This is a genomic window from Streptomyces sp. NPDC127038 (assembly GCF_042725875.1).
In the GTDB taxonomy this organism is placed as follows: domain Bacteria; phylum Actinomycetota; class Actinomycetes; order Streptomycetales; family Streptomycetaceae; genus Streptomyces.
Genome location: NZ_JBHXDQ010000055.1, coordinates 1 through 12,145 on the forward strand (window position 1 = coordinate 1; position 12,145 = coordinate 12,145).

The window sequence follows — 12,145 nt, forward strand, 5'->3', positions numbered from 1 at the left end:
TCAGGTGGGGGCGCTCGGGGTCGCGGGGCTCCCAGCCCCGCCCCCGAACGCCCGAAGAGGTCCGGTCTACTTGGTCTTCAAGTGCGCGGTCAGGCGCGACAACAGGGGCACGGCCGCGGCCAGCGTCTCCCGCTCGTCGGAGCTCAGGACGTCGCCGATCGCGGCACCCAGCCAGTTCTCACGCCTTCGGCGCTCCTCGGTCAGCCGGCTTCTTCCCGCCGGCGTGAGGTGGAGAAGGAGCTTGCGTCCGTCACTGGGATGGGCCTCGGCGAGGACCAGGCCCTGACCGAGGAGCTCCTTGACCGCCTTGGCGACCGACTGATGGCTCACGCCCCGCTGGTGCGCGATGTCGGCGGTGGTCAGGGGGCCACCGCGGTCCAGATACCCGAGGACGGCGGCCTCGCCGGGAGGCATCGTGTCGGCGGGGCGCACGGCGCGTACGAGCTGCCCGACGGCCAGGCGCAGCTCCTCGGCCAGCCGATCGTCGTCCATGGTCCCAGCGTACCCGTGACTCTCCACCCGGGCTGTACACCCTGGATGCATGGTTCGCCGGTACGCCGCGCGATCGCGTCCCCTTCGGCCGAGGCCAGTCCGTACCGGCGCCCGCGCTCATTATGTACAACCTATGTGTACAGTTTAGTTGTAGGACATTGTTCGGTCGGAGAGGACTCCCCGTGAAGCTCACCAAGCACGCCCACGCCTGTGTCTCGCTCGAGAAGGACGGCACCCGTCTGGTCATCGACCCCGGCACCTTCACCCCGGACGCGGCGGAGGCCGTCTCCCGGGCCCACGCCGTACTGATCACTCACGAACACTTCGACCACTTCGACGAGAAGCTCGTCGCGGCGGCCCTCGAAGGCCGGTCCGAGCTCCGGGTCTACGGCACCGCGGCCGTCACGGCGGCCCTGGGTGGCCCGAGCGACCGCGTCCGCACCGTCACCGCGGGCGACAGCTTCACCGTCGGGTCCATCAGCGTCAGCGTCCACGGTCACCGCCACGCGCCGATCCACGCCGACATCCCGTGCCCCGACAACGTCGGCTATCTCTTCGACGGCGGAGTCGTCTACCACCCGGGCGACGCCTACTTCGCGCCCGAGGCCCCCGTGCGCACCCTCCTGCTGCCGACCAGCGGGCCGTGGACCAAGCTCGGCGAAGCCGCCGACCACGTCCGCGCCGTCAAGCCCGAGCGCGTCATCCAGATCCACGAACTCATGCTGAGCGACCTGGGCCGACGGTCCACCGCCGACCTCCTCGGCGAGAACGGCCTGACGGGCATCCCGGTCGACCAGCTGGAGCCCGGCACCACCGTCGAGCTGTGAAGCCCCGGCCGTTCGACGGGCCGGCGCCCCATCGGATGACCCGGTCGCGCCCGGTCTCGTGTATCAGGCGTTCTCCAGCAGCAGGGCGCTGAGCTCCACCGGCTCGGTGATCATGGAGTCGTGACCGGTCTTCAGCTCGTGGACACGGGACGGCTCACCGTTGGGCTGCGCCTTCGGGACGGGCCGGCGGGTGACGCCCTCGGGCGCACCGCCGACGCTGAGGATGTGGACCCGGGGGATCGCCGCCTGTGCGGGGTTGTCCATCTCGGCCGGCTGCTGGAAGCAGAGGACCGACTCGTCCGTGAGCGTGGTCCTGAGCCAGGCGATGTCGTCGGGGTCGGTGACGCCGAACAGGCCGAACGGCGCGGGCAGTTCGGGCAGCGGCGGAATGCGCCAGGGCTGGGCGCCGGCCGCGGCACGGTCGATCATGACCTGCGTGATCGGCATGACGTCGATGGCGGTCTCGCCGTGCGTCGGCACCATCGCGTCGATGTACACCAGGCGCGAGATGCGCTCGGGGACCCGGTTCGCCACGGTGGAGATGACCATTCCCGCGTAGCTGTGCCCGGCGAGGACGACATCGCTCAGGTCGTGATCGAGGATGAGTCCGACGATGTCGCCGACGTGGGTGGTGAGCCCGACCCGGGGGCCGAGCAGGTGCGCCTTGTCCCCGTGGCCGGTGAGGGACGGGGCGAAGGCGCGGTGGCCCTGGGCCGTGAGCAGCGGGACGACGCGGTCCCAGGCCCGCCCGTCGTGCCAGGCGCCGTGGACGAGGACAAAGGTGGCCGGGTGGGACATGAGGACTTCCTTCACATGAGGGCAGGGATCCGCGTCCGTCGGGACGCCGTGCCGCGTGCCTTCGACGTTAGGGAGTCGACAGGTACCCGAAGGTACCCTTCGGCCCATGAGCCTCCGCCCGGGAAGCGTCTTCCTCGCCGACTGCCCCGCCCGACTGGCCATCGAGATCATCGCGAGCAAATGGGCCGTGGTCACGCTCTTCGCGCTGAGTGAAGGCCCCCTGCGGCACGGGGAGTTGGCCGAGCTGATCGGAGGTGTCTCGCGCAAGGTGCTGACGCAGACGCTGCGTCGGCTCCAGAGCAACGGGCTCGTCGAGCGGCGGGTGTACGCCGAAGCGCCACCACGGGTGGAGTACGAACTGACCGAGTTGGGACGCACGCTGGAGGAGCCCATCGCGAAGCTCACCGAGTGGGCGAGGTCCAACGGCGAGGCGATCGCCGCCTTCCACGAGACGGCCGGAGCGGGAGAGGCCCGTCACCGCACCGGCCGGTGACATGACCGACACCGGGCACGCGACAATCACCTGCATGGACGAAAGATCGAACGACACCGAGGGCCGGCTCGTCAGGATCGAGCGGCTCCTGGAGTCGGGGCAACGCGAGGTGGCGCCCGCCTGGCGCAGGGCCACGCACGGTGAGCCGCGCTGGGCGGTGACGGCCGCGATCCTGGTGGCGGTCGCCCTCCAGCTGAAGGTGCCGGAGCATCTGACCCTGCTGCCGTTCGGGGTGCTGCCGATCCTGGAGGTGGTGCTGCTCGTCGGCCTCGTCGCCGCGAACCCCCGCCGGGTCGAACCCCGGAACAAGCGGCTGCGCTCGCTGGGCCTGGCGCTCATCTGTGTGATCAGCCTCGCCAACGGCTGGGCCGCGGCCCAGCTGGTGCGGGGCCTGGTGCACGGCACCGAGACCTCGGGGGCCGCGACACTGCTGCTGACAGGCGGCAACATCTGGCTGACGAACGTCATCGTGTTCGCCCTGTGGTACTGGGAGCTGGACCGGGGCGGACCGGCCAACCGGATGATGGGACACCGGCAGTTCGCCGACTTCCTCTTCGTCCAGATGCAGAGCCCCGAATCCGCCCGGCCGGACTGGGAACCGGCGTTCCTCGACTACCTGTACCTGTCCTTCACCAACTCCACCGCGTTCAGCCCGACCGACGTGATGCCGCTGTCCCGCTGGTCCAAGATGCTGATGATGCTCCAGTCCACGGTCTCCCTGATGACGGTGGTGCTGGTGGTGGCCCGCGCGGTGAACATCCTGAAGTGACCGGCACCGTCCACGACCCGGACATCCCGGCAACAAGATGCCCTCCGCATCTAATCTGCCGGGAGCCGGCGGATCGAGGGGAGCACGGACATGGCCGAGGCGCGGACCGGGGCGGACGCCGGGGACCGGGAGACGGTGGTCGCGCTCCGCGAGGTGAGCGTCCACCGACACACCAACAGCCAGGTGATCCTCGCGGAGGTCGACTGGACGGTCCGGGCCGGTGAGCACTGGGCCCTGCTCGGGGCCAACGGCGCGGGCAAGACGACCCTGCTGCGGCTGCTCGGCGCCCTGATGCACCCGACAACGGGGAGCGTGGAGGTGCTCGGCTCCCGCCTCGGCCGGGTCGACGTCCGCGAGCTGCGCGCCCGGATCGGCCATGTGAGCACGGCGCAGCGGGTTCCGCAGGACCTGGACGCCCATGGGGTCGTCCTGACCGGACACACCGGCACGGTCCAGCCGCTGTGGCGCAAGTACGACGCCGAGGTGCGCCGTCGCGGCCACGAACTGCTGGCGGAGCTGGACATCAAGGAGCTCGCCGACCGGCCCTACGGGGTCTGTTCGGGAGGTCAGCGGGCCCGCGTCCTGATCGCCCGCGCGCTGATGGCCGAACCGGCCCTGCTGCTGCTCGACGAGCCGTTCAACGCCCTGGACCTGCCCTCCCGGGAAGACCTCGTCGAGGCCATGCAGCGGCTGGCCGAGAGCCGCCCGGACCTGGCGACGGTGACGGTCACCCACCATCTGGAGGAGCTGTCCCCCGCGGTCGGCCACGCCCTGTTGCTGCGCGAGGGGCGCGTCCTCGCCCAGGGCCCCGTCGACGTCACCCTGACCGACCCCTGGATGACCAGCTGCTTCGGCCGGCGCATCACCGTGGCCCGGCACGGTGGGCGATGGGCCGCCTATTCCGCTTCCCACCAGGGTAGTTGACAGCGGTACGAAGCAACTCGCGGCGCGGGAAAGGGACATGACGGGCGCGTCACGGCGCCCAGTGAGTGCGGACGGCGAGCGGGGACCGCGCCGGCGCGGCCTCCCCGGAGAGAGCATCCGCGGGGCGGGGCGCACCGGTTGGAGGAGTGTGCCCTGTACGCGCCCCCGTCCGCACGGCGAAAATGCGCCTGTCGACGGTCATTTCGCCAAGACATCGAGTACCCCGCCGCCAAGTCACCAGGAAAGCAGGTCGGCTGTCGTGCTGTTGCGTCTGCCCACGTCCGTGTCCGAAGCACAGGAGTACCTGACCGAAGGGGCTGTTCCGATCGGCGGGGCCACCCTGGTGTGGGCCACCTGGCAACGGGACGGGTTCCCCGACCGCGCCATGTCGCTGCGCGACCTCCCGGAGGCCAACACGATCGGCCCCGAGGCACTGGGCGCCGCCGTGGTGCTGAACCGCATAGACGACCGGGTGCCCGAGGTGCTGCGCCGGGCGGCCGCCGGCGTGGGGACCGGTGCCGTACGTCGGACGGCCACGGTGGGCGGCAACATCGTGGGCAGCACGCTGCGTTGCCTGCTGCCCGCGGCCCTCGTCCTCGACGCCCGAGCGGTGATCCTGGAGCCCGAGGGCGTCACCGAGACCGACCTGGCCGAGGTGCTGGCCAAGCGTCAGCTGCTGCTGAGTCTGCGCTGGCGCACACCTCTCACCAGCAACCACCACAAGGCGGCGGCCGAGCCGGGCGGCGCGTCGCCGGTCGTCGTCGCCGCCGCGCTGCACCCGGTGGACGGCGGCGCGAATCTCCTCCGGGTCGCGGTCCGTTGCGAGGACGAGGTGTTCAGCGGGAGCACCGGGTGCGAGGGCGGCGCCGACGACATGCTGCGCAGGCTGCGGGACGCCTCCTTCGGCCGGCTTCCCGCCATGGCCTGGGAGCTGGTCGGCCGGCAGGTGACCGACCTGCTGGCGCGCCCCGAAGCCGCGTAGCCGACGCACCCCGAAGCCGTACGGTCCCGTCGGACCGAAGCCGTGCAGCCCGGGCGGGCCCAAGCCACGTGGCCCACCCGAGCCGCAGCCATGTGGTTCGCCCAGGCCAAAGCCGTACAGCCCGCGCGGGCCCAAGCCACGTGGTCCGCCCGGGCCGAGGCCGTGCAGGCTGCGCGAGCCAAAGCCATGCGGTCCACGCGGGGCGAAGCCGTGCAGCCCGGGCGGGCCGCAGCCAAGCAGTCAGCGCGGGCCCAAGCCATGTGGCCCACCCGGGCCGAAGCCGTGCAGCCTGCGCCAGCCAAAGCCGTGCAGCCCGCCCGAGCCGCAGCCGTATGCTCCGCCCGGGCCGCCTCGCCCCCCCGGCCCCCCGCGTCGCCGGAGGAGCAGGCCGGGGAAATTCAACAGGGGTCGGACACTCACGCGGATCCGGCAGCTCCGGCGGCGGCGCGTCCACCCCGGGTGGGCCTCCGCCCCGGACACCGGACCCCGTTCACCTGTGCTTTGACCGGGACCGGTGCCGGGAGGCCGTGTCCCCGCACACGCCCCCGGCACCCGCCACCAGCCCGTACCCCTAATTCATCGGCGTGGAAGTCCTAGGGGGAAATCCCGACTCTGGGTGCAGGCACCGGGAACCGCCCGGCCCGCTCGGACGAAGGACGAAGCACATGCCCTCCACGCGCGCCCCCGCCGCCGGTCCCGCGCCGGCCGTACGTCACAACCTGGTCCTCGTGGTCACCTGCCTCGCCCTCGGCACGGTGGTGGCCGCCATGGCATCGCTGAACGTGGCCCTGCCCGGTCTGGCCCGCGAGACGCACGCCACGCAGACCCAGCTGTCCTGGATCATCGACGCCTACAGCCTGGTCTTCGCCTCGCTGCTGCTGCCCGCCGGCGCCCTGGGCGACCGCTTCGGCCGCAGGCGTGCCCTCCTCGCGGGACTGGCGATCTTCGGCGCCGGGTCCGCCGCGGCCTCGCTGACGACCGAGCCCTCCACCCTCATCGCCCTGCGGGGCGTCCTCGGCGTGGGCGCGGCCCTCGTCATGCCGGCCACGCTGTCGACCATCACCAGCACGTTCCCGCGCGCTCAGCGGGCCCGGGCGGTGAGCGTCTGGGCGGCGGTGGCAGGAGCCAGCGCCCTGGTGGGCCTGTTCGCCTCCGGGGCCCTGCTGGAGGGCTGGTCGTGGCGCTCCGTGTTCCTGCTGAACGTCACCCTCGCCCTGGTCGCCCTCGTCGGGACGCTGCTGTTCGTGCCCGAGTCCGCGGAACCGCAGCAGCCGCGGCTCGACGTCGGCGGTGCCGTCCTCGCCGTCGCGGGCCTGGTCGCCCTGGTCTACTCGGTCATCGAGGCACCGACCCGGGGCTGGGCCGACCCGGTCACCCTCGCCGGCATCGGACTGGGGCTGGCCGTACTCGCGGGATTCGTCCTCTTCGAGCTGCGCCGCGAGAACCCGCTGCTCGACCCCCGGCTGTTCCGCAACCGCTACTTCGCCGCCGGCTCGCTGTCGATCATGCTTCAGTTCTTCGTGTTCTTCGGGTTCATCTTCGTGATGATGCAGTACCTGCAACTGGTGCGGGGCGACAGCGCGTTGATGGCGGCGACCTCCATGCTGCCCATGGCCCTCACGATGGTGCCGGTGTCCCGCGCCACCCCGCTGCTGGTCGGCCGGTTCGGCTTCCGGGGGCCCTGGGTGGCCGGTCTCGCCGGAGTCGCGGCGGGCATGGGGATCCTCTCCCGGATCGACGCCTCCAGCCCGTACTGGCTGATCGCGGCCGGTCTCGTGCCGCTGGGCGCGGGGATGGGCCTGGCCATGACACCGGCCACGACGGCCATCACGGACGCCCTGCCGCGCTCCCTCCAGAACGTCGGCTCGGCCATGAACGACCTGGCGCGCGAGCTCGGCGGCGCCCTCGGGATCGCCGTCCTCGGCAGTCTGCTGAGCGCCGCCTACCGCGACCACCTGAGTCTGCCCGGGCTGCCCCAGCAGGTCGCGGACGCGGCCCGCTCGTCCCTCGCCGCCGCCCACGCCATCGGCGGCCCGGTCTCCGGCCGGGCCACGACCGCCTTCGCCGACGGCATGCACGTGGCACTCCTCGGGGCGGCCTCGGCCGCCGTCCTCGCCGCCGTCGCCGTCGCGGCGCTCCTGCGGTCCGCCCCCCTGCCGGAGGCCCCCGCCGGGGACCAGGACGTACCGGAGGCGGTCGGCACGGGGAAGCAGCCCTCGTACCGCTGAGACAACCGCGACCACCCACGACCACCCGGGACCGGCCCCTCGCCCCACGCGAGGCGCCGGTCTCCGGCGCGTACCGCCGGCCGCCGGACGTGACGCCCGCACGGGACCGCGGAGCGGAGCGCAGCACCGGATCAGCGGCGCGGCACCGAGCGCCCCTCCGCACGGCCGTTCCGCGCCGGGCGTCCGGGGCCCCGCAGCGCCTGCCGCAGATGGGGGCTCATATAACGGACGACCTCGTCGCTCGGCATGGAGGCGATCGGCTCCAGGCGCAGCAGGTAGCGGGTGGTGATCAGCCCGGCGACCACGGTGGTGAACGCGGCGGCCCGCTGCCGGGCGTCCCGTCCCGGTACGAGGCCCGCGATCCGCTCGACGATCTCGCGCTCGACGGCCTCCTTCACCAGCGAGCCGAGCGCGTCGTCGTCTATCGCGGTCTTCAGCATCGCGACCAGGGGCGGGCCGGTCACGGGATCGTCCCAGACGGCGATGACCTGACGGGCGATCCGGTCGGGAAGCGTGGTGAGGTCGCCCTCCTCGACGGCCCGCGCGAGGAGTTCGGCCGGATTCGCGCCCAGCGCCAGGGCGGCACCGAACAGCCCCTTCTTGGACCCGAAGTAGTAGCTGATGAGGGCGAGGTCGACCTCGGCCTCGCCGGCGACGGACCGCAGGGTGACGGCGTGGTAGCCGTCCTCCAGGAAGCGGCGTCGGGCGACGTCCAGGATCACGGCCCGGGTGTCGGGGCTCCCCGGCCTGCGGCCTCGCTGGGAACCGCCTTTATTCATCACGGACGAATTCTAGGGCGCCGGCGAGCGGGGTCACCACCGTCACGCCCCTCCGCCCCGACGCCCAGCCGCCCCAGGCCCCGCACCTCGCTCTGTGTCCCGATGCGCGACCCTGCGTACCGAGGAATTGCGCTGTGTCCCGATGTGTCGCTCTGCGTGCCGATGTCGCCCGGTTCTCACGAAATGGCATCGTTAATCCGTATGAGTGGTACATCACATCCCGAAGCCGTAGCGTCGAGGCAGAGCCGACACGCTGACGGCCACATGACAGAGCGTCCCGCACGGAGCTGATATGCGCACAAACTCGATCCGGACCGCGTTCACCGTTCTCGCGGCCGCGGCGCTCGCAGCGGTGATGGGTACCGCTTCAGCAGCCCCCTCCTCCCCGCACCCCGTCAAGCACCGGGAGACGACCCCCGTCCTCGTGGACTGCCTCTGGCACCCCGACGTGCGCCCCGCGGACTTCATCCTGGCCTGCGGCGACGGCAACAGCCGTCTCACCTCGCTCCACTGGTCGCACTGGAACCAGCACTCCGCGGTCGCCCAAGGCGTCAACATGGTGAACGACTGCAAGCCGTACTGCGCGGCGGGCAAGTTCCACTCGTACCCGGTCGTCGTCGTCCTGGACCAGCCGCAGCAGTGGAAGAAGCAGCCGCAGCTCCAGCACTACGCGCGGATGACGCTGGTCTACACGCACGACCACCCCGACGGCTACGCGCACAAGGTCAGCTACCCGCTGTGGAACTGACTCCCGACGCGGAGCGGCCCGGCGGAGCGCGCCGACGTCGCCGACGGGCTCCGCTCCAGGGGTCACCCGAGTGCCGGCGCCGGCGCCTGACTCGCCGGTGACGGACACCGTGAGGAACCCCGCCATCACGGAAACAGGTACAAAATGGGGCATGTGGGTAACCGGCGCATGTCAGTGGACCGTCTCGTGGTGCAACCGTCGGGCCGCGTTCTGGTGGCGATCCCGCTCGCTCTGATCGTCGTGATCACCGTGGTGGACATCCGCTCCCCCACCGATGTGCACCTGGGCCCGCTGCTGGTCATCGCGCCGACCCTGACGGCCTCGCTCGCGGGCCCCGCCCTGACCGCCCTGGTCGGCCTGCTCGCCATCGCCGCCCAGATGATCATCGGTGTCCTGCACGGCGGGCTCGGCACCACCAATCACATCGCGCAGCTCATCGCCCTGGCCGTGCTCACCGCCCTGGTGGTGTTCGTGTGTCATGTACGGGAGCGGCGCGCCCGCGAACTGGTGCGGGCGCGCTCGATCGCGGAGACCGCGCAACGGGTGCTGCTGCGGCCCCCACCGCGCCGGATCGGCCCGCTGCGCGTGGCCTGGCTGTATCTGGCCGCCGATGACGACACCCAGATAGGCGGTGACCTGTTCGCGGTCAGCCGGGCCGCGGAGGCGTCGACCCGCGTGATCATCGGGGACGTCCGGGGCAAGGGGCTGGCCGCCATCGGCGAGGCCTCCGTGGTGCTGGGCGCCTTCCGCGAGGGCGCCCACCGGTACGCCACCCTGCCCGAACTGGCCGCCGCCCTGGAGGTGAGCGTGTGCCGTGACCTGGACGAGGTGGCCGACACCGAGCACGACCCGGGCGAACACTTCGTCACGGCGCTCGTCCTCGACATCCCGGACGACGGCACCCAGGTCGAAATGATCAACTGCGGTCATCCGCCGCCGCTGCTCCTGCGCGACCGCCAGGTCAGCGTCCTGTACGCGCGCCACCCCGTGCCCCCGCTGGGCATGTGCGAGCTGCCCGCCGCCAGCCACCACACCGACCCGTTCTCGTTCGAGCCCGGCGACTTCCTGCTGCTGTACACGGACGGGGTGATCGAGGCCCGGTCCCCCGACGGCACCTTCTACCCGCTGGCCGAGCGGGTCGCCGGCTTCACCGCCTCCAGCCCCGACGTCCTGGTCCGCGAGATCCACGACGATCTCGTCCGGCACATCGGTGACCTGCCGGGCGACGACGCCGCGTTCCTGGTCGTGGAGCGCACCGCCGCCCACCACCTCCACCTCCCGCACCGCCCCCTGGACGGTCATCACCGGCTCCCCGCCGACGGATCGCCGCCCGCCGCGCCCCGCTGACGCCCGAGTAGCGAGGCCGGTCGCCCCGGGGCCACGATGGGAGAGATCGACTCGACCCAGGGGGCTGGCACAGGGAGGCTCCCGTGGCGCGTGCTCTCGGAACCGACGTCGTGGTGGCGGGTGCCGGCCCGGTGGGTCTGACCGCCGCGGCCGTGCTGCGCGGACACGGGGTCCGCTGCCGGATCGTGGACCGGCTCCCGGCTCGCCTCCCGTACGCCAAGGCGGTCGGCATCCAGCCGCGCACGCTGGAGATCTGGGACCACATGGGGCTCACCCGTACGGTGCTGGAGGCCGCCGTGCCGATGTACGGGCAGCTGGCCTACGTCAACGGCGCCGAACAGGACCGGATCGACCTCGTCCTGCCGCCCGAAGTCCCTTACGGATTCGCCGCGTTGCCGCAGTACGAGACCGAACGCATCCTCGAAGCGCACCTCGCGCGGTCCGGGACCGCGATCGAACGGGACACCGAGCTGGTGTCGTTCGCCCAGGACGCCGAGGGCGTCACGGTCGCCCTGCGGTCGGCGTCCGGGGCCGAGGAAGAGGTCAGGGCGCGCTACCTGGTGGGCTGCGACGGCGCGCACAGCATCGTACGCAAGCAGCTGGGGCTCACGTTCGAGGGGAGCGCGTTCCCGGAGGAGTACATGCTCGGGGACGTCGAGGTCGACTGGGACCTGCCGCAGGGCTACGGCGTCCGCTCCCAGCACAGGAACGCCGACGGCGAGGTGGACGACCTTCTGGTGTGCATCCCGCTGCCCGGCCGCAACCGCTACCGCATGTCGATGACGGTCCCGCCCGAACTCTCCGCGGCGGGACGGAGCGACGGGCCGCGTGAGACGGCCGACGGCGTCGTGCACGGCCTGGAGGCCGGCCACGGGCCCGCGCTCCGCGACATCCAGGCCGTGCTGGACCGGCTGTCGCCCCGGCCCACCACCGCCTCCCGGCTGCGCTGGTCCTCGGTGTTCCGCATCAGCCACCGGATCGTCGACCGCTACGCCGACGGCCGGGTCTTCGTCGCGGGCGACGCGGCGCACATCCACCCACCGACCGGCGCGCAGGGCATGAACACGGGTGTCCAGGACGCCTGGAACCTGGCCTGGAAGCTGGCCCTCGCCATCGAGGGCGGCGCGCACCACGGCCTGGCGGAGAGCTACGACGCCGAGCGCCGGCCCGTCGGCGAGGAGGTCGTCGCGCGCACGGTCCGCCACGCCACCCGGGGCATCCAGGCCGACCCGTCGGACCCGGCGACCCTCATGCTGCGCGAGGCCCAGCTCCTCGTCGGCTACCGCGGCAGCCCGCTGGTCGGCCCGGCGTCCGGGGACCCCGGACCCCAGCCGGGCGACCGCGCGCCGGACTGCACGGGCCTCGCGACGCACATCGCCGGCTTCCCGCTGCGCCTGTACGACCTGCTGCGCGGCCGCGGACACACGCTGCTGGTGTACGGGGACGACGGTCAGGCCGGTCAACTCGCCGAGGCCGCGGCCGAGTTCTCCGGCGGACGGGTCGGCACCTGCGTGATCCGGCCCTCCGGCACCGCCCTGGAGAGCTCGTTCCCGCCCGTCTACGTCGACACGCTGGGCGAGTTCGCCCGGCTCTACGGAGTCCCCGACGGGCCGGTCGCCTTCCTGGTCCGCCCGGACGGATACGTGGGCGCCCGGCTCTCCCCGCCGACGGCGACGCGGCTGGGCGCCGAACTCGCGCGCACCTTCGCCCCGTCGGACTCCGGCACCCGGTGACGGTTCGGGTCCGCACCCGCCGCAA

Annotated in this window: 12 protein-coding genes; 9 read left to right on the forward strand and 3 right to left on the reverse strand. The window is 72.3% G+C overall.

What is annotated here, in order from left to right; translation table 11 throughout:
- Positions 1-66: 66 nt before the first annotated feature.
- Positions 67-492, reverse strand: coding sequence for a MarR family winged helix-turn-helix transcriptional regulator (locus ACFWI4_RS30215; protein ID WP_387202593.1), 426 nt, complete (start codon positions 490-492; stop codon positions 67-69).
- Between the two features lie 182 nt (positions 493-674).
- On the opposite strand from ACFWI4_RS30215, the gene ACFWI4_RS30220 reads away from it, so the two are divergent.
- Complete coding sequence (locus ACFWI4_RS30220) at positions 675-1,319, forward strand: MBL fold metallo-hydrolase (protein ID WP_387202596.1); 645 nt, start codon at positions 675-677, stop codon at positions 1,317-1,319.
- Between the two features lie 63 nt (positions 1,320-1,382).
- Here ACFWI4_RS30220 and ACFWI4_RS30225 read toward each other — a convergent pair whose 3' ends face one another.
- Positions 1,383-2,117, reverse strand: coding sequence for an alpha/beta fold hydrolase (locus ACFWI4_RS30225; RefSeq protein WP_387202599.1), 735 nt, complete (start codon positions 2,115-2,117; stop codon positions 1,383-1,385).
- Between the two features lie 106 nt (positions 2,118-2,223).
- On the opposite strand from ACFWI4_RS30225, the gene ACFWI4_RS30230 reads away from it, so the two are divergent.
- The 5 genes from ACFWI4_RS30230 (at position 2,224) to ACFWI4_RS30250 (ending at position 7,513) form a co-directional block, all read left to right on the forward strand.
- On the forward strand, positions 2,224-2,610 hold the full coding sequence (locus ACFWI4_RS30230) for a winged helix-turn-helix transcriptional regulator (protein ID WP_387202602.1): 387 nt from the start codon (positions 2,224-2,226) through the stop codon (positions 2,608-2,610).
- Positions 2,611-2,644: 34 nt separating this feature from the next.
- Complete coding sequence (locus tag ACFWI4_RS30235) at positions 2,645-3,379, forward strand: hypothetical protein (protein ID WP_387202605.1); 735 nt, start codon at positions 2,645-2,647, stop codon at positions 3,377-3,379.
- Between the two features lie 90 nt (positions 3,380-3,469).
- The gene (locus ACFWI4_RS30240; RefSeq protein WP_387202608.1) at positions 3,470-4,303 is read left to right on the forward strand and encodes an ABC transporter ATP-binding protein; all 834 of its coding nucleotides are present in this window, start codon (positions 3,470-3,472) and stop codon (positions 4,301-4,303) included.
- Positions 4,304-4,562: 259 nt separating this feature from the next.
- Positions 4,563-5,285: an FAD binding domain-containing protein gene (locus ACFWI4_RS30245; protein ID WP_387202611.1), complete on the forward strand. Its 723-nt coding sequence runs from the start codon at positions 4,563-4,565 to the stop codon at positions 5,283-5,285.
- 665 nt (positions 5,286-5,950) lie between these two features.
- Positions 5,951-7,513 carry an MFS transporter gene (locus ACFWI4_RS30250; RefSeq protein ID WP_387202614.1) on the forward strand — a complete coding sequence of 521 codons (1,563 nt, stop codon included), beginning with the start codon at positions 5,951-5,953 and terminating at the stop codon, positions 7,511-7,513.
- 131 nt (positions 7,514-7,644) lie between these two features.
- On the opposite strand, the gene ACFWI4_RS30255 is transcribed toward ACFWI4_RS30250, so the two are convergent.
- Positions 7,645-8,292, reverse strand: a complete 648-nt coding sequence (locus ACFWI4_RS30255) for a TetR family transcriptional regulator (RefSeq protein WP_387202741.1) — start codon at positions 8,290-8,292, stop codon at positions 7,645-7,647.
- Between the two features lie 292 nt (positions 8,293-8,584).
- Between ACFWI4_RS30255 and ACFWI4_RS30260 the strand changes: the two genes are divergently transcribed.
- The 3 genes from ACFWI4_RS30260 (at position 8,585) to ACFWI4_RS30270 (ending at position 12,120) form a co-directional block, all read left to right on the forward strand.
- Complete coding sequence (locus ACFWI4_RS30260) at positions 8,585-9,040, forward strand: hypothetical protein (protein WP_387202617.1); 456 nt, start codon at positions 8,585-8,587, stop codon at positions 9,038-9,040.
- A gap of 168 nt (positions 9,041-9,208) precedes the next feature.
- Positions 9,209-10,387, forward strand: coding sequence for a PP2C family protein-serine/threonine phosphatase (locus ACFWI4_RS30265; protein WP_387202619.1), 1,179 nt, complete (start codon positions 9,209-9,211; stop codon positions 10,385-10,387).
- An 83-nt stretch (positions 10,388-10,470) separates the two neighbouring features.
- Positions 10,471-12,120, forward strand: a complete 1,650-nt coding sequence (locus ACFWI4_RS30270; RefSeq protein ID WP_387202622.1) for an FAD-dependent monooxygenase — start codon at positions 10,471-10,473, stop codon at positions 12,118-12,120.
- The last annotated feature ends 25 nt before the right edge of the window (positions 12,121-12,145 follow it).